Source organism: Roseovarius sp. AK1035 (assembly GCF_003288315.1).
GTDB lineage: Bacteria > Pseudomonadota > Alphaproteobacteria > Rhodobacterales > Rhodobacteraceae > Roseovarius > Roseovarius mucosus_A.
The window spans coordinates 3,724,606-3,747,327 of record NZ_CP030099.1; the positions used below are offsets into that span (position 1 = coordinate 3,724,606).

Genomic DNA, 22,722 nt, shown 5'->3' on the forward strand with positions numbered 1-22,722 from the left:
CAACGGCCATTGTTACCTCATTTCATTGCAATACCCTTACTGGGACTTTGAGAATGTTTAGAGACTCTAGGTATTGTCAACACTAAGATTCTTTAACCACGCCAAAGCCTGGCCACAAGCTTTGGAAGGGCGTTCGGCTAGCATTCTGAGCCCTTCCCGGTCAGGTGGTCAGGAACAGAGGGGTGGTTGGCATATTGACAACTGCAAGAAGGGCGGAACGCAGACCGATGCATATGCGGCAAAGCGGTCGCACCTCATTGGGAGAGCGCGATGCATCACCTTAGTCGCCCGTAAGGCAAATGGTGCAAGAAAGTCCAAGCCATGCAGACTTTCCAGGTGTTATACGTCCTACCGCCAACTCACTTGGCGGTTCCAATCCACGAACTCCTCCTGCCGCCTCACCCAAGAGAACAGGAAGCGCTCTGCCTCCTGCCGTAGGCTCTTTTCAGCAAGTCTCGGATCGACAGACACCGCGTAAAATTCGAACCCCACATGGCCCGTCTGCTTTGCCGCCATCGCTATCGGCAAAGTCCGACGCAATTGCTCGGGCGGCGCGGTCCTAGCACGCATGCTCTTCATCCATCGGATATCGTGCCTGATCTTTCCACGGATGCTTCGGCCAGTTTCCCCGATGCGCACGCCGCGTTCAGGCCAGTAGATTTCCGCATAGAGGCCCGGCCGGTCGGGAAGCAGGTCCGGCGACGATCCCCGCCCCGGCAGCCAGGAAACATGCAGACGGATGCCCTCGAATTCGATGGAGGAAGGCTGCCCCAGAGAGGTTGCGTGAATATTCATTTGATTTCTCCCAAGATGAATTCGTTCTGTTCAATGCGCTTGTGATCTTTCTGGGGGACAAGCTTCCGAAGAAATGCGACCCGTTCTGTCATTTCCTCGGCGGAACGCAGATCCTCCGGTATGTCGCCGACACGCGCGAGGCCGGACAACAAGGCATATTTGGCGACGCGATCACCGCCAACCCAAGCCTCCAGCCAAGCGGTGTGGATCGACCAGATCGGGAGAGGGTCGCCAATGTCCGTATCCATCTCGGCCGGATCCACGAGCGACGAGGCGAGACCGCGCGCCTTTTCTGCAAGAAAGCTGGTAAAGGGCATATCTTCCACCTCGGGCCACCCATCTGGCTCGGGGAGCATGATGCCGAAAACGTCGCCGGCATCGACGGACGCGGCTTCCCGTTCGAAGCGTTCGGCGAGACCGACTGGCAAATCCGTTGCGAGCCCCAGATGGACAGATGCGGTCGCCTGCATCCGCGCCATAGCCTCCCGAGCACGGGCAAGCCGCTCTCGGCGATCGTCGAGGCTCATCTCCGCCATCAGGGCGAACATCCAGGGCGCGGCTGCCACGAGTGCGTCGATACCCACCCCATAGCGTTGCTTGACCACATCGAAATCGAGCAGGGTATGCTGCGAGACGAAGGTCATCACACGCTGCATGTTCACGGAGACGCTGTCGATTTCATCCCCGGCAAGAGGCGCGCCGAGGACATCGGTGCTTACCTTGAGAGCACGGGCGAGGCAGTTGACGGTGTGGTTACGATTTCCGCCTTCTCCAACGCCCTGCTCTAAGCGGGCTATGGTGCGCTTGGAGACTCCCGACCGATCTGCCAGGTCTTGTTGGGAGAACCCCGCCCTCTTCCTCAGCCGCCGCAATGTCTCTGCATGTATTGTCATTTCTATGTTCACCAGTTTCGATGTCCTCTTTTTACAGCAATTACCGGCACAAAAATTTACATTATAGTGCCATTGTCTTCTTTTTTTATGCCATTTTTCTTGGGAATTGCACCTTTGGCACCAGACCTGCCCTGATTGAAGTGCGAGGACACAGCGCATCGCAGCCATGGCACCTGCCGACGACATTCCGTCAGGGCTCGCCCTGCAAAACGGCAACGCGCCACCACTAGGAGACCGGCCCTTTGCCCTCACTCGTCCGGCCTCGGCCGCTTCGTTCGGTCGGCTCTCCCGGCAGCTCCGGAACCAAAATCATGTTAGAAGCGGAACTTTTCTGGAGGCGAGCTGCAGGATCCGCTCTGGGTCGGCCACGACGGCAAGGTCGCGCCGGGCGGAATGCGGTCTCTCATGATTTTGCGACCTGTCAGGACGCAATCGCCAAACCCGACGCTGTGAAAGGGCATCAGGGCGCATGTCCGCCGCCGCAGTCGAAGCGCGAAAGCCCCAGACCGGACATTCGCATGCAGTGGATCTTCGGCTATCTCACCGCTGCAAGTAAGCGTGACCTAGATCCTATGTCCGGAACGGCGGAGGGGCGAATCCCTCAGTTCGCCTAAAATGCACGGGACGCCTATTGGCGTCCCGTATCGTTTCAGGAGCCACTTTACGGGTTGAGCCAGTCCCTGTCAGGCCGCGTGATCAGGCGGGCCGAGAAATATGCGTGGTCCAGATCGAAGATCGTCTTGATCCGATAGGTCCGCAGGGCATCATCCCGCTCGACCAAGAAGCATGACACCTCGTTCACGTTGCTGGCGGAACTGAACGGCAGTAGTAGCTGCATCCTCTGCTCCTCGACGTAGAAGACAGGGATCGCGATCTTGTAGTTGCGACGAATCTTCGGGATGAGGTTTTCCAACGCTCCACGCAGGTAGTTTCTGACCACCTCATCCGAGAAGTTCGGCATCCCAGCACGCTCCTTTGCTCTCTCGAAGAGATGGTCAAAGACGTCGCGATCCAGGCTGTATTCCGTATCAAAGATGTAGTCCCGACTGTCTCTGGAATACCACGCGATGTCGGGCTGTTTGGTCCCGAAGTTGCCCTGATAGTTCCGGTCTCCGGGGGCGTAGCACCCCTTGAAGACCCAATCGGGCGTTTCCCGCTCCGGCATGTCGGGCCGAGGCCTATACTTTTCGAAGACAGCCATCAGGTCAGCACCGTGGGCGTTTTGCAGCCCAGTGTTGAACGTGATCCAGTTCCCGTCCGCAGATTCAACGAAGAACCGACCCGGCTCCTGCTGTTCCAGAGCGACGAGGCGTTTGAACGTATAGTTGAGGTAGTTGCGGAGCTTCGGATACGCTTGGTTAGCGTATTTGTCTTTGAACCGCTGCTGGTGAAAATGCCACGCGTCGACTCCGTCGACGGTTTGACGGGCGACAAGTGCGAACGGTTCGTCGTAATCGCCCCTGATCGAATAGGAATGCGCGAAAACCTCATCGATCGGCTGGTCTCGATGCATCTTAAACAGGCTGACGTATACCTTCATGGTAGCTCTCCTTTGTGTGGGTTTATTTGTGTTTTAGGCGGGGTAGAGACGACAACGGCCTCGGGACCATATGCCCCGAGGCCGTTTATCTGTATCCTCTTTCGAGGTAGGATCTTTTAGGTGACCCATTGGGTCGAAAGCTGTGTGTGGTAGGAGTTTCGTCTAAGCTGTGTAGAGCATAAGTCGGCAAATCTGCCACTGATAGACCTACGGGTAGACCTAGAGGCGTTGAGAGTCAAGTTCTAACTGCTACGGCCTACATCCTAGGAAGAAACGAATGTCTGCTTTATCCCATTCAGGACCTTGCCGTAGCAGCTAGGATGCTGCAAGCGCGAATGTCCGGTCCTGGGACGTTGGATGGCGGCGAGCCGTCTAGGCAACAGGCAGCTGTGGGCCGACATCGGTTAAGCGACGCGGACTCGGCCCGACGATGTTAACGGTGACGTCCTCCATTGGGGCACACTGCGTTGCCGCTTGGCTGATTGCGGGCCCTATATCTGCTTCCCAAGGATCACCGGACGGGGTAGGCAGTCCGATCCTTGGAGGTTTGGGAAAGATCATGGCGCAGAATGCCACCATTTACAAAATTGAACTGTCGGTCTCTGACATGGATCGCCACTATTACGAGACCCATAAACTGACCGTTGCAAAACACCCCTCGGAGACGGACGAGCGACTGATGGTGCGCATCGTCGCCTTCGCACTGAATGCCCACGAGCATCTGGAAATGACCAAGGGGCTTTCGACGGACGACGAGCCTGACATCTGGCAGAAGAGCCTGAGTGGCGAGATCAATTTATGCGTGGCACTTGGACTTCCGAGCGAGAAAGTCATGCGGCAGTCCTGCAACAAGGCCGCAAAGGTGATTGTCTACCCCTATGGCGGCAGAATTGCCGAAATGTGGTGGGACAAGGTCAAGAACGGCACCACTCGTTTCGACAATCTCCGTGTCGTCAATTTCTCGGAGGCCGATACGGCCACATTGGCAAAACTGGCCAACCGCGCGATGAAGCTCCAGGTCAATATTCAGGACGGGGATGTAATGGTCAGCGTCGATGAAAGCGTCGTCTACGTCACGCCCGACACATGGAAGGACGTAACATAGGTTGCCGTAACTGTCGCATACTGGACCGGAGGAGCCCGAATTGAACACAGTTAACTCCAGCGCGCCAATGTCCGCACTGGGTAAGCTGCACCACAGCGCCGATCACGGTGACACACGGAGGGGCTTAGTCCAAGGGCCGGTTTTAACCAAACAGCGTCACGTCTTGGGAGCGTTGAAAACCATCTCAGTGAATGGATCTGGGTTGCAGCAAGTCGTCCGTATCAAGCGTGAGCGCGCTGCGTCAAAGCTGGGTCTTGAACACATGACAGACGTGCCTGCCGGTGCCGTCTTCGCGGGTCTCGATCAGCAATCCTGCCCATTCGAGCGGCCGCAGCACGCAAGATGAGAATGCGGCCATCTCGCGCCACCCGGCAGTGTGCCAATCTTCTGGCTCCCCGTAGAAGGCCTCAAACAAGGCGGCCTCGGTCGTGCCATGATCAGCCTCTACGTTGATCACGTTCAACCAGACGTCCCATTTCCCAAACGGGCGCTCGTCGAAGCGCGCATAGGATGCGTGATCGATCTGGAGCACAAAATATGGGATCAGCTCGGCGAATAGGCGGCCAGGGGCTTGCGCCAGTTCTGCGCCACGCTTGGTCAGCCGAAACTCACCCTTGAAGTGCCGCCCCAGGCGCAAGGAAATCAGTAGGAAATGCAGCACCTCAAGCGGGGGAAATTCATACTCGTTGATCACCTTGTTGTAGCGAAACATCTCTGCTGCGCTCTTCCCCGGCCAGTCGAAATGCTCAACGGCCCAGTGCACAAACACGCGCTTGAAGGCTTTGGTTTTGGTCAGACAGATTGAGCCATGTTCCTGCGCATATTGCAGCGTCAGAAGCGCAGCGCGAAGCAGGGGAGACTGCGCGAGGTCGGGATGGTCATCGGCGAGGGGGCGGAATTCGATCATGTGAGGATGCTGCCACATACCATGCTATGGTTCCATTATGTCCGCAAAGCGTGAAGCCGCAACCTTAAGAGTCTGCACAGGCCACTGACGCGCGCTGGAGCACATCCGCTGTTAGCCCATGCTGGATGCTCTACACCATTCCAGGGAGGTCTGGCACGGTTGATCGGGCTTTGCAGAGAGTGCGCTGCGTGCGATCCACACTCCCATCACTGATCTAAGCCGTGCCAAGCCGATCTCGCCATCATTCACCTCTGCCATCCATGTAACGGGTCGGCACTATTAACATGCAGACCGCGCGCCATGGCAATGGGACTGGGACGTTGAACGTAGCGCTTCCGATGCCCTGCAGCGCGCCCTGACTGTGATCCGCACAAATCGACAGCTTATGCGCAGACAAAACCACACCTGCCACGTTGTGCCTTTGCCAGCCTGTGTTGATACTCTGATCCTGCTCGCGCCTTGTTTTATTGACCCTCTGGCCTCGAAAGGCTTGCGTCGATCCCGGATTTTTTTGTTTTCGAAGCCAAATCCGTCAACTTAGGGGAAACATAGGGTAAACCTTTGGTCGCCATTCAGGCAGTTTTCGCCTGTTTGCGAGCGTGTTAAGAGCACGCAATGTTTCCCACTTATTTTGTCAGGTAAACATTGTGCAACCTCCATGTAAACATTTCTACCGGAATCCGGCGAGGGACGACTCTCCAGCCATTCCTCGCCGGTTATCTCAACCCTCGTCGGTCTACTCCCTCCTGCTCTCACAGACGCGCCGCAGCAGCTGCACGCGCCGCAGGGTGGGTGCCGGGTCGCTGTCTAGGGCGATCATCCGCAAGAACTCCAGCCAAGCACGTTCGTTTTCGGTGAGGACTTCTACCCGCTCCATCTCGCTCACCTCCCGAAAATCGCGCTGAGTGCCGCCTGCGACCGGCTGGTAAGACGCGGATCGCTGTTGTCGGAGGCCGCGCGGATTGCCTTGATCCAGGTTGTCTCGTTTTCAGTGATCGGTTCGCCAAAAATCTCGATGACTGCAGCGGCTGCGGTCCGACCGATCGCTTGCTCCAGAGCAAGCCGCATAAGATAGGCCGAGTCACACTCCAGGGCGCGCGCTAACGCCGGGATACGGTCGAGCGCGGCCTTTGACTTTCCCTGCTTGATCATCGTGATCATGTTGGCGTTGTTGAAGCCCGCCTGCGCGGCGATTTCGCCCTGTCTCTTCTTGGTTCTCAACTCTAAAATCCGGCGCTCGACAAACTGCGCCAGCTGGGTGTCTTGATGCGGTTTCTTGGTCATCTCTGTGTCTCTCTAAATTCGATACGCAGCACATGCTGCTGAATTCATTATAGAAATACATGAGTGGGACTGTTCGGCAGGATGAGAATTTTGTTGTGCTCCGCAGATTTATCCTTGAACGTGTGGGCTAGAATAGTGCGCAAACCTTATTTGCGACCCTCGCCTTCCAAGACTCAAAGAACACCAACCACCTTGCCCTCGGTGCGATAGCAAGGACGCCAGAAAACCACCTCAAAATCTGTCTTTAGCGGTCTCGACAAAGTTCAATGTATTGCGTGCCCGGTTGGTGCGTTTCCAGACCAGTAGGGTGCGAATTCGGAAGTTCTTATGCACGATGGGGCGAACATCGACATTTTGACCCAGAAATCCGATCAGGCTCTCGGGGTAGATCGTGACGCCAAGGCCGGCTGCGACCAGACCAATCAGAGCCAGCGTATTCGCAGCCTCTAGGCTGGGTGTCAGGGTAATTCCCAAAGGGTTGAACAGGTCGTCGAGGCGATAGCGATACTCTCCCCATTGCGCCATGTCCCCAATAATCAGATCCTGTTCAAGGATGTCATCGGGTGCAATTTCCGCCTTTTTCAGCAAAGAATGTCCTTTGGGCATCACGAGATAGAGCAAGTCCGACGCGAGAAGCACGCTGTGATATTCGCTGTTGTCGAACGGGCCGATCAGAAACCCCACGTCAATCTCGTCATTCGCAAGCGCCACTTTCTGGCCCTGGGTTCGGATGTATTTCAACTCCAGTGCTACGTCGGGATGCCGTTTGCGAAACCGCGCGACAGTCTGCGGAAGCAACTCGGTTGCGGCAAAGGCCATGTAGCCGACGCGCACCTGTCCGGTCTGACCTTCGGCGATGCGCCGCGCCTCTAGGATTGAATTCGAGCAATCGTAGAGCAAGTTGGACACGCTGCGAAAAAAACTCTGCCCGGCGGGCGTCAGCGTCACCTCTCGCGTGCTGCGCTCAAACAGTGGGTAGCCCAATTGCGCCTCCAGCTTCTGAATACGACGACTAAGCGCCGATTGATCGAGCGCTAGACGTTCCGCGCTGCGCCGGAAATTCAGCTCTTCGGCAACAACGGCAAATGATTGCAGCAAAGAGATATCGGGCAGGTTCTGCATCCGCGCCTCCGAAATATGGTTCGATTGATGCATCAGGTGCATCAACATTTGCCCAACTGTCAATTCTCTTTGATGGCCTCCTTGGGCACCTTCTGTCTTGCCAGCCGGATCGGAGACCGCATCAGGCTCGGAACCAACAATCAAGACCCGGCCCTCGGGGCCAAGGAGAACCGAATGAGCGATATTGACAACCGAGAACTCGACAAGATGTTGCAGGCGGCGTTCGACGCCTCGACCAAGCTCTATCAAGAGCGCGGCTTTCAGCGGCGTGTGGGCTTTGGCAAACGCCCGGCGCTGGTCAGTGTCGATCTGGCCAATGCCTGGACCCGCCCCGGCAATCCCTTTACCTGTGATCAGGAAAAGATGGATAATGAAATCATCCCCGGCATGCAGCGCCTGCTCAAGGCATTTCGCGCGCAAAACCTGCCTGTTGTGCATGTGACGACCGCATATGAGATCACTGATCGCAACGCGTCCTTCACCGATATGGGCCTCTGGCACAACAAAATTCCGGTGGATGTGGTGGATCTGGCAGACAAGGAACTTTGGGCCATCGACAGCCGTATCGCGCCTGTTGAGGGGGAATACACGCTGCTCAAGAAGCGCGCCTCATCCTTTCATGGAACGGAATTGGCGGGTATTCTGCGCGCCAATGATGTCGACACCATCCTCGTGACGGGTGTCACCGCCTGTGCCTGCGTGCGTCAGACCGTTTGTGACGGGATTGCAGATGGCTTCCGTCCTATCGCGGTGCGCGAGTGCATTGGCGACCGAGTGCCGGGGGCCGTGGCGTGGAACCTCTTTGACATAGACGCCAAGTTTGGCGACGTGAAATCGGTGGATGAATGCGTCGATTACATCAATGGTCTGGCTGGGGTAAAAGCCGCCGCTGAATAAAACCACGGGCGCCTCGTGCCTGAGGCGCCCAACACCTCACACAACAGGGACATTAAAATGAAAATGAAAACAATCATGCTATCCACAGTGGTGGCCTTGGCCGGTGGCAGCGCTTTCGCGGAAGAGATCACGCCGCATCAATTCAAGGTGGTCGGAACCTGGGGCAACCTGTCCTCTTGGCAGAATGTCGAGCAGCCATTCTGGAGCGATCAGATTCCGGCCGCTACCGGTGGGGCCATCACTGGCGATGCCATCCCGATCACCGAGGCGGGGCTGAAGGGAACAGAGGTCATGCGCCTCTTGAAACTCGGCGTGTTCGAGGTGGCGCATGGGCTGGGCAGTTATGTTGCCTCAGAGAACCCAGCCATCGAAGGCGCGGACCTGTCCAGCATCGCTTCGGACTTCGACACGATGCGTGCCGTGGTTGAAGCCTATCGGCCCACGATGGACAAGATTTTCCGCGATACCTATGGCGCAACGATCGTGTCGCTGCATCCATGGCCTGCCTCCATGGTTTATTGCCGCGATGCGATTGCCGGGATTGCGGACCTCAAGGGTCGCAAAGTGCGGGTGCATTCTGCGACGCTCGGCGATTTTGTCGAAGGGGCCGGGGCCGTGACCGTGACGCTGCCGTTTGCAGAAGTGGTGCCAGCACTGGAAAAGGGCGTGGCAGACTGTGCCATCACTGATCCGGTTTCGGCTTACAAGGCGAGCTGGCATGAGGTCATCAACCATGTTTTCGCCCTGCCGGTCGGTTATTCCATCACCTTCACCGCGGTAAACGCAAAGCTTTGGGAGGGGTTGGACGAAACCACCCGCACAGCATTGACTGAGAATTTCGCCGCTATGGAAGAGTCCGGCTGGAAAATCGCAGCCTCGGAACAAGACATGGGCGTGGCTTGCCTGACTGGCACGGGTCCGGATTGTGCCTTTGGGGAAGCGGGAAGCGCCACCTTGACTGTGCCCGGCGAGGCAGACAAGGACGCACGACAGAAAATCTTGGACGAGTTCGTGCTCAAGCGTTGGGCGGCACGCTGTGGCGGTGACTGCATCGACGCCTGGAACGAGAGCGCAGGCAAAGCTGCTGGACTCGCGGCACCGCAACCTGAAAGTTGAACGCACTAACACCGCAGGGCGCATGCGCACCCTGCGGTATCTGCCTTCACAGATTGGGACCACCATGTATTCCACACTCGTCTCTTACCTCTTTCGACTGTCGCAATTCGCCGTGTGGATCGGAGGCAGCATGATGCTGATCTCGGCCGTCATGGTCACTGTGGATGTCATCGCGCGTAAATTCTTCGGTGCCAGCATCGGTGGCGCGGATGAACTGTCCGGATATCTTTTCGCAATTGCGACCGCTTTTGCCTTGCCCTACGCCGCGCTGCACCGCGCCAATGTCCGTATTGATGTGCTCTACATGCGGCTCCCGCGCATTGCACAGGCTTGGCTCGACATTCTCGGAATGGCCCTGATGGCCCTCTTTGCTGGAATCGTCACATGGCGCGCACTGGCGACGGTGGCCCTCACATGGTCGACTGACGCGCATTCGATCACGCCTCTGCACACGCCATTGATCTTGCCGCAAGGACTGTGGGTGACTGGCTGGGTGCTCTTTTGCCTCACGCTTCTGTGTCTGCTGGGCGGTATGATCACCGCGCTGATGCGGGGACAGTTCGACCGGTTGCAAGCTCTTGGAGGGGCGCTCTCAATGGATGAGGAAATCGAAGAAGGGTTACAAGGCGTGCGGCCAAACCCTCATGGTGCAAACTCAACGGCCCAAGCCGTGCCCGCAGGAGAATGAGAGATGTTGGGATCTGCAACAAGTTTGCTGTTTGGCTTGATTTCCCTAAGCGTGCCCATCGCCGCTGTAGTGGGCATCCTCGCACTGGCGCTTGCCGCGCTGTATTCGCCCATGCCACTTTACCTAGCGATTGGTGACATCTTCTGGACCAACAGCATTGATTTCATCTTAATTGCGGTGCCGCTCTTTATCCTGATGGGCGAGATCCTGCTACGCGCTGGTATCGCAGAGCGGATGTATGGCGCCCTCTCGCATTGGATTTCTTGGCTGCCGGGTGGCTTGATGCATTCTAACATCGGAGCCTCAACGCTGTTCGCGGCAACCTCTGGCTCTTCCATTGCCACGGCCGCTACGGTTGGCACGGTGGCCATGCCGCAGATCGCCAAGAAAGGCTACAACCCAAGCCTCTTCATGGGCACGCTGGCGGCGGGTGGCACCCTTGGCATTCTAATCCCGCCTTCGATCAACATGATCGTCTACGCGCTCTTGACGGATACTTCTGTTCCAAAACTCTATCTCGCTGGCTTTCTGCCCGGCGCCATTCTAGCCGGGCTCTTCATGCTCACTGTGCTGATTGCTTGTCTGATCCGCCCCTCTTGGGGAGGAAAACCTGAGCATAGCACCTGGGCCACGCGTCTACATTCTTTGCCGGGCCTTGTGCCGCCAATCGGGATTTTTGTTGTGGTTGTCGGCTCGATCTATGCCGGGCTTGCGACCCCGACTGAAGCCGCCTCCCTTGGCGTGATCGCCTCACTGGCACTAGCTGCTTGGAATGGCAGCTTGCGGATCGAGATGCTGCGCCTTGCGATCGAAAGCACGATGCGCACGACAGCGATGGTGATGCTCATTGTATTTGCGGCCGTATTCCTGAACTTCGTGCTTGCGGTGGTCGGCCTGACGGACCTCTTGGCCGGGTTGATCAATGGTTTAGGCCTTAGCCCGATGCAAACCATGGTCGTGATTGTTATCGCTTTCATGATCCTGGGCTGCTTCATGGAAGCCTTCTCGCTTCTCTTGATCGCCACTCCGCTCTTGGCCCCGATCGTCGCAGGCCTTGGATTTGATCTGGTCTGGTTTGGTATTCTGATGATGCTGATGCTGGAAACGGCCCTAATCACACCACCGATCGGGGTCAATCTCTACGTCATCCAGGGTGTGCGTGGCAAAGGCTCGATCAACGATGTCATCATAGGCTCTTTGCCGTTTCTCGCCGCCCTTATGATAATGATTGCCCTGTTGCTCGCCTTCCCCCAGATCGCGCTCTGGCTGCCAGAAACCTTTGGGTAGAACAATGGCACTGCTCCGGTGTTATGGAAATGATCAGTCATGTGTTTTACTACACGATACCAATTGTTGTTGTTTCCGCGTTGGACCGATTGGACCACTTGGACCGCGTTGAATTTAAAAAACTTTCCCGGTCCAAGTGGTCCACGTGGTTCAATGGTGGAGAGAGGCAAACCACCTCTCTCGCACTCACAGGACCCGGCCAGATCGTCACTTAGGCCTCGGTCGTGCCTAGGAGCTTTGCTGCGTGAACCGCGTATGCTCTGGGGCGGCTCGGGATGTTGCGGCCCATCCGCATCCGCACCTGATAGCCGACGCCCTTCTGGGTCTTCAGCAGTCCCTCGTTTGCGTGCAGCTGCGTCATCTCTTTCAGGTCATGACCTGCGTGGATCGCCTGCCAGCGCTTGGGCAAAAACTAAAACCAGTGCTGATCCCGCCAGCCATCAACCGGATCATGGTCGGTGGTGCCGATCATCTGGAAGCGGTCGAGGTGCTTCGAGACATAATCCGTCGTGCGCTGGGCCGCGCTCGCGATCTCCGCATTGGTGGTGATTAACGCTCACCCTTTAGCTGTTCGAGCGCAACGACGCGTGTCTCTGCAACGAGCGATGTGCGAACGATCAGGATGCGCGCTCGTGGCGATATAACGATTGCGAGATGGGGAAAGCGTGGCAGGAAGACATCAAATCCAGTTGGGAAAAAGCATATAACCTATTGAATTATATAAGCGCGTTTTTGATGTGTTTTGAGAAATTTTTAAATGATTTCAATGTATATGAGCGGAATCATAATCCGCGTGTCGGGGGTTCGAGTCCCTCCTCCGCTACCATTATCCCCCACAAGCGCTATCCACGATCGCAAAAACGCCGCGCGATTTGGTCTTGGCATCGAACCGCAAGCTGCTAGCTTGCGCCATGTTCAAACGAAAGGCGCAGGCATGCCCCCACCCCTCAACACCATTCCCGCCCGCCGCGGCAAGGCCACGCGCCTGAACGCCGGAGAGGCCATTCGCATCATCAACACCCATGGCGCGCAAGTGGTGGATACCTGGGCCTTCAGCGCCGATGACATGGGCGAATTCATGTCGATGGAGCATATTCGCCCCACCCTTGGCCGCATCTTTCCGACAGCGGGCGATGCGCTTGTAACGAACCGCCGCCGTCCGATCCTGATGTTCGAAGAAGACAGCTCTCCGGGCCGCCACGATACCTTGATTGCCGCCTGCGATGATTACCGCTACGGCCTATTGGGCTGCACCGACTATCACGACAATTGCACCGACAACCTGCACGCCGCCCTGCGCCAACTGGGCCTCAGCAGCCCCGAAACCCCCAGTCCTTTGAATCTCTGGATGAACATCCCCGTCGATGCAGCGGGGCACACCTCTTGGGGCACACCGCTCAGCAAGCCGGGCGATCACGTGGTGCTGCGCGCGGTGATGGATTGCGTCGTGGCAATGTCAGCCTGCCCGCAGGACATCCTGCCGATCAACGGGGCCGCCTGCGTGCCGACCGAGGCGCATTTCGAGATCGTAGGACGATAACGGAATAGGGGCATCGAGCTGAGCAGCTACGCCTGCCTCGGCCCCCGATGCCTTACCGCAGCAACACAACCGGCACCTTGCACGACCGAACCATCTCGGTCGTGGTCGAGCCGATGATCAGGCTGCGGATGCGACTGTGCCCATAGGCACCCATCACCACCATATCGAAACCGGCCTCGTCCACCAGCTTGCCAAGCGCGCTCTCCGGCTGACCGGTCACAACACCAGTCTCCGCCTGAATGCCCGCCGCCGCCAATAGCGCGCGGGCATCCTCCAGCCCCTTCTTGGCCTCAGGCGTGGCCGTGCCCACCGTCACCACATGCACCCTCAACCCGACAAAAAGCGGGCTGCGCGCGATGTGATCCACCGCTTTCATCGCAGAGGTGCCGCCATCATAGGCCAGCAACACCTTCTCGATGGGTCGAAACGCACGCGCCGCGACAAACACCGGCTTGTGACAGGCGCGCACGATCCGCTCTAGGTTCGATCCCAGATGCCCCTTGGCGAAATCCGCCGCCTCGCCCCGCTTGCCGATCAGGATGACGCGCGCCTCATGTTCGACCTCGGCGACAGTCTCGACAATATCGCCATGACGCAGCCGCGTGGTGATCTCCGTCACGCCCGCCGCCTCCAGCAGGGCGCGCGCATCCTCCAGAATGGCCCGCCCCCGGTGGGCCACCAACTTGGCCCGCTGCGAATCCAGCGCCGCCAACTCCTCTAACAGGGCCGTGCGCGCACCCAGACGGATCGACCCCGAGAGGTCAGAGGTCTCAGCCCCTTCGCGTCGCCCAAGCACATGCAACACCTCCACCGGCGCCCCCGTGCGCTGCGCAATCCAGGCCGCATGGTCACAGACCGAGGCTGAATACATCGAGCCATCCACCAAAGCGATGATCTTGTCTGCCATGTCTCTATCCTTCCTCAATGTGCCATCAGCTTGTCGATGGCCCCCGGCTTGTCATGCTCGGCCAGCCTGTCCACGAGGGTCTCAGAGGCCGTGTTCATACCCCGGATTTCCACCTCGGCCCCATCCCGGCGGAACTTGAGCACCGCCATATCCAGCGCCTGAACCGACGAAATATCCCAGATATGCGCCGCGCTCACATCAATCACGACCCTCTCCAACGCCTCACGGAAATCAAATGCATTCATGAAATCTTCAACCGAGCCATAGAATAACTGCCCCTCGACCCGGTAGATCCGTTCGCGCCCATCCTTGGAAATCTCAGAGGTCACACGGAACAGTTGCGCAATCTTGGCGGCAAAGAAGATGCCAGACAAGAGCACCCCCACCAGCACGCCAATCGCGAGGTTATGGGTATAGACCACCGTCACAACGGTGGCGATCATCACCACCGAGGACGAGCGCGGATGCTCGCGCAGGTTCTTGATCGACGACCACGAAAACGTGCCCACCGATACCATGATCATGATTGCGACCAAGGCCGGCATCGGAATGAGACTGACAAGATCACCCAAGCCCACCACAAGGATCAGCAGAAACAGCCCCGCGACAAAGCTCGACAGCCGCCCACGCCCACCAGATTTGACGTTGATGATGGATTGGCCGATCATCGCGCATCCCGCCATCCCACCGATAAAGCCGGTGGCGGTATTGGCAATGCCCTGCCCCACCATCTCTTGGCTGCGGTTGGATTTGGTATCGGTCAGATCATCGACGATGTTTTGTGTCATCAGGCTTTCCAGCAGGCCCACAACCGCCACCGCCACCGAATAAGGCAGGATGATCATCAGGGTCTCAAAGCTGAGCGGGATGTCCGGGATCAAGAACACCGGCAGCGTATCGGGCAGCGCGCCCATATCCCCCACCGTGCGCACATCAAGGCCAAGGGTCAGGGTCAGCGCCGTCAACACGATGATCGTCACCAGCGGCGACGGCACCGCCTTGGTTACAAGCGGGAAAAGATAGATAATCCCAAGACCCGCCGCCACCAGAACATAGGTGATCCACGTCACCGACCTTGGGTCAAGTTCCGGCAATTGCGCCATAAAGATCAGAATGGCCAGCGCATTGACGAAGCCGGTCATCACCGATTTCGACACATAGCGCATCACGAACCCCAGCCGCAGCACCCCCATTCCGATCTGGATAAGCCCCGCCAGAACCGTTGCCGCCAGCAGATATTCCAGCCCGTGATCGCGCACCAACGTCACCATCAGCACCGCCGTCGCCGCCGTGGCCGCCGAAATCATACCGGGCCGCCCACCCGTGATCGCCGTGATCACCGCAATCGAGAAACTCGCATAAAGCCCCACTTTGGGGTCCACGCCTGCGATGATCGAAAAGGCAATCGCTTCGGGGATCAGCGCCAGCGCCACCACCAAACCAGACAGCAAATCGCCCCGGATATTGCCAAACCATTGTGCCCGATAGGCATCTATTGAAATCATGTAAATCCGTCCCTGATCCGGCCAGCCATAACCGGCCCGATGACGCGCTTGAGAGCTTTAGATGATCCGGCGGATAGGCGGCCGGAAGAGCCATCCGGGGATTGCACCCGAAATCCATGCGATTAAGTCGCGGATTTAGCCGACGCAGGCTCGAATGCCAAGCCATTTCCGCCGCAATGCAGCAAGTCGCACCGGCGCGTGCTGCTGCCTTATGCGTCGATCAGCGCGGGAATGGTGAACGCATCTGTCTTGACCCCGCGCGCCTTGGCGCTTTGACGCACCGCCTCTTGCAACCCCGCGCTGCGTTTCAGCAACCGCCGAAACCGCACCTCATCCAGCACCAACAGGGTTGAGGACGAAATCGCCGTGACAGCGGTGCGGCGCGGTTTCTGCATCAGGATGGCCATCTGTCCAAACATCTCGCCCCGGCCCAAACGCCATGTTTGCCCCGCAACCGCCAGTTCCACCGCACCCGAAGCGATAAAGAACACGCGCCGTGCAGGCGAATCTTTGCGCAGGATCACATCGCCCTCGTTGACATACCGCGTCCGCAAGGCGCGCGTCAGCTGCCGCAAACTGCGTTCATCAAGATCGGCAAACAGCGGAAATTGCCGGACCAACTCGGCCTTTTGCACCGCCACATCAAGCTTGGGGCGCTGCTCCTCACGCAACCGGCGCGTGGCGATGTCCTGCATCAGCGACACATGCAATTCCGCCCCGATCAGCCCATCCTCGCGCAACATCCCGTATTCGCGCTCTTCCAGCCGCAGCGCGGTGCGCCGGATGAACCGCCGCTCCAATTCCTCGGCATAACCGGGATATTGCAGCCGCAATCCCTCAAGCGCGGTTTCCACCGCCTCTTGCCGCCGCGTCAGCAACTCGTGCAACAGGTCTGCCACCCGCTTGCCATGAATGCGCCGAATACGCCCATCAATAAACCCGTTCAGGTCGCGCAGGATCAGACGCTGCGACAGCAGCACCTCGAACCGGTCCGCCGTCATCAAGGCAAGGGGCCGCGAAATCCGCAGCCGGTTATTCAGCAGCACCGCAAAGCGAAACGCGCGACCATACCGCAAACTGCGCCGCGCCGCGCGCTGATAGCCGGTCCGCCCACCCGAGCGCGCAGCCTCGATCAGCCGGTCGGCTTCGGTCAGGATCTGCTCCGACAGCCGAGCCGAAATCGCCTGTTCGCGAAACCGCGCCAGAATGGTATCGCGCTCCGCCCCCGCCAAGGCGATCAGCCCCAGCGTGATGCGGTCGCGGTCCTGTATCTCGGCCCCCTCCTCTGCGGTCTCCACCGCCCGGTCCAGCCGTTCGGCAAAGCGCTTGGCCTCCGAACGCACGGTTTCGCGCGTCAGCTCATAATTCTCGGCGGTGCGCGCCACATCCGCGCGCACGGTCTGAAGCGCCACGGCAATGACCTGATTGCTCAGCGCCTGATCCAGCGGCGTAAGCCGGTCCAGCCCCAGCCGCCCGATCACCCATCTCAAGGTCGTGCCCTGCACCAACAGCGTGAAAAGGGTAAAGCCGGTGGCCAAAATACCCACCAACCGTTTGACCTCGACCGGCACCCTAAAACTCTCGGTCACGGCAAGGGCGAGCGCCAGCGTCACCGCCCCGCGCAATCCCCCCCAGAGAATCGCGACGCGATAGGGCCGTTCCACCACCGGCGACAGTTTGAGCAGGCTCAACACTGGCATAAGGCCAAAGAGGATCACCGCCCGCGCCGCCACCGCCGCGGCAATGACCACGATGATCAAAACAAAATCCCCCGCCCGCACTTCTTCCAGAAGACGCGGTATCAAGAGCGCCGCGAGAATAAAGATAAGCGCCCCTGCCCAATGCGCCAGCAAATCCCAGACCTCGCGCAGGTTGGTCCAGATAAGCGGCGGCAATCGCGCCGGACCCGTAAGATTAAGCGTGAGACCCGCCGCCACCACGGCGATCACACCTGACGCCCCTATGCTCTGTTCCGCGCCGATATAGGCCAGATACGGCAACGCCACCGAGACCGAGATCACCGCAAGCTCATAGCGCGCCATCAGCGCCATAAGCCAGACAGCAATGCGCGCCGTGAGCCAGCCCACCACAGCACCCCCCGCAATCAGCACCGGAAACTGCGCCAAGGCGTCCTGAAAGCTTGGGTCAGGCACCCCCAACATCACAAACGCCATGAAAAGACCGAAAAGCGCAATGGCCGCCGCGTCATTCAAGAGGCTCTCCCCCTCGATGATCCGTGACAATCGGCGCGGCGCGGAAATCGAGCGGAAAATGCCCACCACCGCCGACGGGTCGGTCGTGCTGACAATCGCGCCAATCAGCAGGCACGCCACCAGCGGCAGCGCACTCGCATAGGCCAACGCATAGCCCACCGCCAGCGTCGCCACCACCACCGCCACCACCGCCAGCACCAGAATGGGCACCCAATCATCCATCATCCGTCGCGGGTTGACCCCGAGCGTGACTTGAAAAAGCAGCGTGGGTAGAAACACGTAAAGAAACACATTCGACCGGATCGGCAGGCCCAGAATGGCCTCTGCCACCGGGTTGAGCGCATCGGTCAACTCGGTGCGCAGGAAAAAGATCGCCCCGACCCCGATCAGCATCCCCAGACAGGCGAGGATCACGCTATAGGGCAGCCGCAGGCGCGCGGCCAAAGGGTCAGCCGCAGCAATTACCAGAAAGAGCGACGCAATGATCGTCGTGACAAGAACAATATCCATATCCCTGAAATAGCTGGAATTTCAGGAATTGGGAATCGAAGCTTGCCGGGGCTAGGGCAGGTTTTTGCCGGATCGCGCCGCCCCTGTGCCGATCACGCCACCATGCCACCCGTGAAAAGCATGACCATATAGACCGCATAAAGCCCCAGCATCACCAAACCCCAACCCCGGCCAATCCTGCGCGTGGCAAAAAGCAGCGCAAGCAGCAAGAGCGCCACGCCAAGCATGACCGGCGTGTCGACATCACGAAACCGCGCACTGACTTCAATAGGCTGGATCACCACGGTCACGCCCAGAATGGCTAGAATGTTAAAGATGTTCGAGCCGATCACATTGCCCAGCACCACATCGGATTGCCGCCGGATTGCGGCGACGATGGCAGTGGCCAGTTCCGGCAAAGACGTGCCAATCGCCACCAGCGACAGGCCGATCACCGCATCCGGCACGCCATAGACCCGCGCGATATTCACGGCCCCCTCAACCAGCAGGTCCGCACCGAACACCAGCGCCACGATACCGCCCAATGCCAAAAGCGGCGGCACCCAGCGACGCGCGGTACCTCCCCCAGCGAACGCCTCCGCCTCATGCTGAAAGGTCTGCGCGCTGCGGTCGCGCCGCTCCAACCAATAGCTGGCGACCAGATAGCCCACCATCACCAGCAGCATGGCGATGCCTTCCATCCGGCTGATCACCGCACCCTGCACCAGCGCAAAGGCGACAAGGCTGACCAAGGTCGCCACCAACGCCTCGCGCACCGCTGTCCGCGCCCAGCCCATGACCGGCGCGATCACCGCCGCCAAACCAAAGATGAGCAGAATATTGGCGATGTTCGATCCCACCACATTGCCCAAGGCAATTTCCGACGCCCCATCCAGAGCAGCTTTGACCGATACCAGCAATTCGGGCGTCGAGGTGCCAAAGCCCACGATCACCAATCCGATCAACAGCTTGGAAACGCCCATCCGCTCAGCTATTGCCACCGCGCCCCGTACCAGCGCCTCACCGCCCACAAACAAAAGAACGAGGCCCGCGGCCACGAGAACGAGATCGTGCAACATCTGGAATCCTGACTTGCCTTGTTCATCCCGGCGCCTGCCCGGACACAACGTGGGGGCACCTAAGGGTCCACAGACCAAAAGAGAAGGGGTGGCGCAAAATTTCGATGTTTATTCGTCATCATTCGCGACTAGACAGAGAGCAGCGATTGAATTCGGCCGCGCGGCATCCGATATGTCGCCCGGAACTGTGAGAGGCGCAGAATGACAGGCAAAAAAGCCAAGCGGAAACGACCCTCGCTGTCGCTTCCGATCCTGCGAACCTCGCGCGCCCAGCATCGCGCCGGAACCCTGACCTTGGGCACGCTCCTTACCGCCTTGGGCGAAACCTCTTTTGGTTGGGCTATTGTAGTGTTTTCGCTGGTGACATTGCTGCCCCTGCCCCCCGGCACAACGCTTTTGACGGCTTTGCCTTTGCTGGTTACATCCGGCCAGATGGCTTTGGGGTATCCGCATGTCCGCCTGCCCGCGCGGCTTGCGGGGTTGCGCATCGACCAAGACCGCTTGCGTCGCGGCGTGCTGCGCCTACGCCCTGTAACGCGGCGGCTAGAGCGTATCCTAAGGCCGCGCTACATCACGCTTTTTGCGCGCCGCAACGAGCGTCCACTCGGTCTTGTGCTCTTCGTGATCGCCTTCGCGCTCTTCTTGCCAGTGCCGCTCAGCGGCTGGTTCCCGGCGGTCTCGCTCTTCACCGTGGGCGTGGGCATTGTCGAACGTGACGGGCTCGTGACCTTCGTCGGCCTCATACTTGGGGCTCTCTCGGTCCTGCTGACTGTCGCCATCATTCTGTCTCTCGCAGCAGGGGCTGACGCGCTCCTGCACTAAGCGCGCAAACGTCCCCTATCTCAGCAGATCCGCGGCAATTGCTCGCCCACCAGCATGTCAACAATCCGCGCACCGCCAAAAAGCGTGCGCATCGTGACCTGACCGGCACGCCCCGACAACACCCGCCCAATCGCCACCGCGCCGGCACCTTCGGGGCGCGCGCGCATCGCAGTCAGCGCTGCCTCAGCTTCCGCCTCAGGCACCACCAAAACCATCCGCCCCTCATTCGCAAGGTAGAGCGGTTCAAGCCCGAGGATCTCGCAAATCCCCCGGACTTCTGGTCGCAACGGCAATACCGCCTCGTCAATCTCAATCGCCAGCCCCGCCGCCGCCGCCATCTCATTGAGCACAGAGGCCACACCGCCCCGCGTCGCATCGCGCGCCGCACGTGTGCCCGGTGCCGCCGCCAGCACCGCCTCCATCAGATGCCCCAATCCCTGACAATCCGAAACCAGATCCACCGACAGCGCCATATCCCCCCGCGCCGCCAAAATCGCCGCGCCGTGATCGCCCAGCACGCCATTGACCAGCACCACATCGCCCGCCCGGATATGCCCAGCCTGCAAATTCCGCCCCGGCGGGATCACCCCAACACCCGCAGTGGTCACAAAAAGCTTGTCCGCCATGCCGCGCCCCACCACCTTGGTGTCCCCGGTCACAATCCGCACCCCCGCCGCCTCTGCCTCCGCCTGCATCGAACCAACGATCCGCCGCAAGAGCGCCACTTCGGTTCCCTCTTCGATGATGAATGCCGCCGACAGCCAGAGTGGCCGCGCCCCCCCCACCACCAGATCATTGACCGTGCCACAGACCGCAATCGTGCCGATATCGCCCCCCGGAAACTCGACCGGATCGACGACGAAACTGTCGGTGGTGAACGCCAGCCGCGCCCCCGGCTCTTGCAAGGCAGCATCCATCAGCCGCGCCTGATCCTCCATCATCTCGGGCGCAAAAACCGATGTGAACACCTCTTCGATCAGATCCCGCATCGCCGTGCCGCCGCCGCCATGGGCCAGCGTGACCCGCGTATCCCTCAAACTCATGCTGTCATCTTTCCAAAAATACTCAGGAAGAGCGCCAAAGGCGCAGGCGCAGCGCCCCCTATCCCGCCCGCTCCACAGCCCGCGCACCGCCATACTGATAATAGGCGGCACAGGCCCCTTCCGAACTGACCATCAGCGCGCCAAGCGGCATCTCTGGCGTGCAGCCGCGCCCAAACTGTGGGCATTCCACTGGCTTGATCCGCCCCGTCATCACTGCCCCGCAGGCGCAGCCCTCGGGCTCTGGCACAGTGCGGCGCTCGGCCCCATAGCCCACGCCAAACTTCACCTCTGCGTCATAGGCAGCATAGGCCGGGCGGATGCGCAGCCCGCTTGCGTCAATTTCGCCCAAGCCCCGCCACTCGAACGAGGGGCGCGGCTCGTAGACATCGGCAATCGCCGCAAGGCTTACCGGATTGCCATGTTCCGGCACAACGCGGGCATATTGGTTTTCCACCTCCGCCCGCCCGTCGCGGATCTGTTCCAGCACCATCAGCACCGATTGCAGCAGGTCCAATGGCTCGAACCCCGCCACCACGATGGGCTTGCCATAGTCGCGGGCGATGAAATCATAGGGATGGATGCCAATCACCATCGACACATGCCCCGGCCCGACAAACCCATCCAGCCGCATATACGGGTCATCGAGCAGCGCCTTGATGGGGGGTGGCACGGTGATGTGATTGCAAAACACACTGAAATTCGCCAACCCCTCACGCGCCGCCGCTTGGATCGACAGCGCCGTTGACGGCGTCGTGGTCTCAAACCCCAGACCAAAGAAAACAACCTCGCGCTCGGGGTTGCGCCGCGCAATTTCCAACGCATCCAGCGGCGAATAGACCATGCGGATATCCGCCCCCTCGGCCTTGGCCTGAAGCAGGCTCTTGGCGCTGCCCGGCACGCGCATCGCATCGCCAAAGGTGGTAAAGATCACGCGCGGATCTTCGGCCAGTTCCACACATTCATCCACCCGCGCCATCGGCAGCACACAGACCGGACAGCCGGGGCCATGGATGAAATCCAAACCCTCCGGCACCAACTTGTCGAGGCCGTAGCGAAAGATCGCATGGGTATGCCCGCCACAAACCTCCATGATGCGCGTGGGGTTTTCCGCGGTCGCGCCAATCTCATCCGTCACAGCGGCAATCCGCGCCAAAAGCGCCTGCGCCGCCTTGGGGTCGCGGAATTCATCTGCGTATTTCATACCTGCCCCTCCAGTGCCGCATCGCCCGCCGCCATGGCCTCCAGCGTTTCCTGTGCTTCGCCCAAGCCTCGCAACGCCTCCAGCGTCTTGGCCGCCTCGTCGGCGTCAATCACCGCCATGGCAAAGCCCACATGGATCAGCGCCCATTGCCCCACAAGATCGTCAAGCGGCCCCTGCGCAATACAGGCCACATTGACCGCGCGCCGCACACCCGAGACCTCGGCCATGGCCATCATGCGGGCGGCATCGGTAACGGCAATGATCTGACCGGGTATTCCCAGACACATGG

The 22,722-nt window shown here is 59.3% G+C and carries 22 protein-coding genes, 1 pseudogene and 1 other annotated feature; of the genes and pseudogenes, 9 read left to right on the top strand and 14 right to left on the bottom strand.

Annotation, left to right across the window (positions count from 1 at the left end; genetic code table 11):
* Positions 1–348: 348 nt before the first annotated feature.
* Both RAK1035_RS17755 and RAK1035_RS17760 read right to left on the bottom strand, forming a co-directional pair.
* On the bottom strand, positions 349–795 hold the full coding sequence (locus RAK1035_RS17755) for a hypothetical protein (protein WP_008282471.1): 447 nt from the start codon (positions 793–795) through the stop codon (positions 349–351).
* A complete protein-coding gene (locus RAK1035_RS17760; protein WP_008282472.1) occupies positions 792–1,439 on the bottom strand; it encodes a hypothetical protein in 648 nt (215 codons plus the stop codon). Before RAK1035_RS17760 ends, RAK1035_RS17755 begins: the two co-directional genes overlap by 4 nt.
* On the opposite strand from RAK1035_RS17760, the gene RAK1035_RS20585 reads away from it, so the two are divergent.
* Positions 1,419–1,583 (top strand): hypothetical protein, encoded by a 165-nt coding sequence (locus RAK1035_RS20585; RefSeq protein WP_008282473.1) that lies wholly within the window; start codon positions 1,419–1,421, stop codon positions 1,581–1,583. The two genes, RAK1035_RS17760 and RAK1035_RS20585, sit on opposite strands and share 21 nt — an antisense overlap.
* Here the strand turns inward: RAK1035_RS20585 and RAK1035_RS20715 are convergent.
* Both RAK1035_RS20715 and RAK1035_RS17765 read right to left on the bottom strand, forming a co-directional pair.
* A pseudogene (locus RAK1035_RS20715) lies at positions 1,560–1,874 on the bottom strand (helix-turn-helix domain-containing protein); the annotation flags it as partial. The gene RAK1035_RS20585 and the pseudogene RAK1035_RS20715 overlap by 24 nt on opposite strands.
* A gap of 475 nt (positions 1,875–2,349) precedes the next feature.
* The gene (locus RAK1035_RS17765) at positions 2,350–3,228 is read right to left on the bottom strand and encodes a DUF3825 domain-containing protein (RefSeq protein WP_008282474.1); all 879 of its coding nucleotides are present in this window, start codon (positions 3,226–3,228) and stop codon (positions 2,350–2,352) included.
* 559 nt (positions 3,229–3,787) lie between these two features.
* Between RAK1035_RS17765 and RAK1035_RS17770 the strand changes: the two genes are divergently transcribed.
* On the top strand, positions 3,788–4,333 hold the full coding sequence (locus RAK1035_RS17770) for a YaeQ family protein (RefSeq protein WP_008281748.1): 546 nt from the start codon (positions 3,788–3,790) through the stop codon (positions 4,331–4,333).
* 241 nt (positions 4,334–4,574) lie between these two features.
* On the opposite strand, the gene RAK1035_RS17775 is transcribed toward RAK1035_RS17770, so the two are convergent.
* From RAK1035_RS17775 to RAK1035_RS17785, 3 genes are all read right to left on the bottom strand, one after another.
* A complete protein-coding gene (locus RAK1035_RS17775; RefSeq protein ID WP_008282475.1) occupies positions 4,575–5,240 on the bottom strand; it encodes a hypothetical protein in 666 nt (221 codons plus the stop codon).
* Positions 5,241–6,122: 882 nt separating this feature from the next.
* Entirely contained in the window at positions 6,123–6,524 is a 402-nt protein-coding gene (locus RAK1035_RS17780; RefSeq protein WP_008282477.1) for a helix-turn-helix domain-containing protein, read from the bottom strand.
* A gap of 231 nt (positions 6,525–6,755) precedes the next feature.
* Positions 6,756–7,688, bottom strand: a complete 933-nt coding sequence (locus tag RAK1035_RS17785; protein ID WP_083803345.1) for a LysR family transcriptional regulator — start codon at positions 7,686–7,688, stop codon at positions 6,756–6,758.
* A 132-nt stretch (positions 7,689–7,820) separates the two neighbouring features.
* Here RAK1035_RS17785 and RAK1035_RS17790 point away from each other — a divergent pair, with 132 nt between their 5' ends.
* From RAK1035_RS17790 to RAK1035_RS17810, 6 genes are all read left to right on the top strand, one after another.
* Positions 7,821–8,543, top strand: a complete 723-nt coding sequence (locus RAK1035_RS17790) for an isochorismatase family protein (RefSeq protein WP_037298602.1) — start codon at positions 7,821–7,823, stop codon at positions 8,541–8,543.
* A 57-nt stretch (positions 8,544–8,600) separates the two neighbouring features.
* Positions 8,601–9,659, top strand: a complete 1,059-nt coding sequence (locus RAK1035_RS17795; protein WP_008282480.1) for a TRAP transporter substrate-binding protein — start codon at positions 8,601–8,603, stop codon at positions 9,657–9,659.
* 64 nt (positions 9,660–9,723) lie between these two features.
* Positions 9,724–10,347: a TRAP transporter small permease subunit gene (locus tag RAK1035_RS17800; protein WP_232279242.1), complete on the top strand. Its 624-nt coding sequence runs from the start codon at positions 9,724–9,726 to the stop codon at positions 10,345–10,347.
* Between the two features lie 3 nt (positions 10,348–10,350).
* Entirely contained in the window at positions 10,351–11,634 is a 1,284-nt protein-coding gene (locus tag RAK1035_RS17805; protein ID WP_198133609.1) for a TRAP transporter large permease, read from the top strand.
* A gap of 244 nt (positions 11,635–11,878) precedes the next feature.
* The gene (locus RAK1035_RS20280; RefSeq protein WP_157132429.1) at positions 11,879–12,187 is read left to right on the top strand and encodes a hypothetical protein; all 309 of its coding nucleotides are present in this window, start codon (positions 11,879–11,881) and stop codon (positions 12,185–12,187) included.
* 381 nt (positions 12,188–12,568) lie between these two features.
* Positions 12,569–13,174 (top strand): DUF1989 domain-containing protein, encoded by a 606-nt coding sequence (locus RAK1035_RS17810; protein WP_008282486.1) that lies wholly within the window; start codon positions 12,569–12,571, stop codon positions 13,172–13,174.
* Positions 13,175–13,226: 52 nt separating this feature from the next.
* Here the strand turns inward: RAK1035_RS17810 and RAK1035_RS17815 are convergent, their stop codons facing one another.
* The 4 genes from RAK1035_RS17815 to RAK1035_RS17830 form a co-directional block, all read right to left on the bottom strand.
* The gene (locus tag RAK1035_RS17815) at positions 13,227–14,081 is read right to left on the bottom strand and encodes a universal stress protein (protein WP_008282487.1); all 855 of its coding nucleotides are present in this window, start codon (positions 14,079–14,081) and stop codon (positions 13,227–13,229) included.
* A gap of 14 nt (positions 14,082–14,095) precedes the next feature.
* Positions 14,096–15,586, bottom strand: a complete 1,491-nt coding sequence (locus RAK1035_RS17820) for a SulP family inorganic anion transporter (protein ID WP_008282488.1) — start codon at positions 15,584–15,586, stop codon at positions 14,096–14,098.
* Between the two features lie 60 nt (positions 15,587–15,646).
* Positions 15,647–15,705: a sequence feature (sul1 is cis-regulatory element that is thought to sense ions involved in sulfur or methionine metabolism; They are found in Alphaproteobacteria), on the bottom strand.
* A 90-nt stretch (positions 15,706–15,795) separates the two neighbouring features.
* Positions 15,796–18,309 carry a cation:proton antiporter gene (locus RAK1035_RS17825; protein WP_008282490.1) on the bottom strand — a complete coding sequence of 838 codons (2,514 nt, stop codon included), beginning with the start codon at positions 18,307–18,309 and terminating at the stop codon, positions 15,796–15,798.
* A gap of 92 nt (positions 18,310–18,401) precedes the next feature.
* Entirely contained in the window at positions 18,402–19,367 is a 966-nt protein-coding gene (locus tag RAK1035_RS17830) for a calcium/sodium antiporter (RefSeq protein ID WP_008282491.1), read from the bottom strand.
* A 201-nt stretch (positions 19,368–19,568) separates the two neighbouring features.
* Between RAK1035_RS17830 and RAK1035_RS17835 the strand changes: the two genes are divergently transcribed.
* Positions 19,569–20,189: an exopolysaccharide biosynthesis protein gene (locus RAK1035_RS17835; protein WP_008282492.1), complete on the top strand. Its 621-nt coding sequence runs from the start codon at positions 19,569–19,571 to the stop codon at positions 20,187–20,189.
* A gap of 20 nt (positions 20,190–20,209) precedes the next feature.
* Here RAK1035_RS17835 and hypE read toward each other — a convergent pair whose 3' ends face one another.
* Genes hypE through hypC form a run of 3 tightly spaced genes read right to left on the bottom strand, consistent with a single transcriptional unit; the run spans position 20,210 to position 22,720 of the window.
* Positions 20,210–21,232: a hydrogenase expression/formation protein HypE gene (gene hypE, locus RAK1035_RS17840; RefSeq protein WP_037298525.1), complete on the bottom strand. Its 1,023-nt coding sequence runs from the start codon at positions 21,230–21,232 to the stop codon at positions 20,210–20,212.
* Between the two features lie 58 nt (positions 21,233–21,290).
* Entirely contained in the window at positions 21,291–22,433 is a 1,143-nt protein-coding gene (gene hypD / locus RAK1035_RS17845) for a hydrogenase formation protein HypD (protein ID WP_008282494.1), read from the bottom strand.
* Positions 22,430–22,720, bottom strand: a complete 291-nt coding sequence (gene hypC, locus RAK1035_RS17850) for a HypC/HybG/HupF family hydrogenase formation chaperone (RefSeq protein ID WP_008282495.1) — start codon at positions 22,718–22,720, stop codon at positions 22,430–22,432. Before hypC ends, hypD begins: the two co-directional genes overlap by 4 nt.
* Positions 22,721–22,722: the final 2 nt, after the last annotated feature.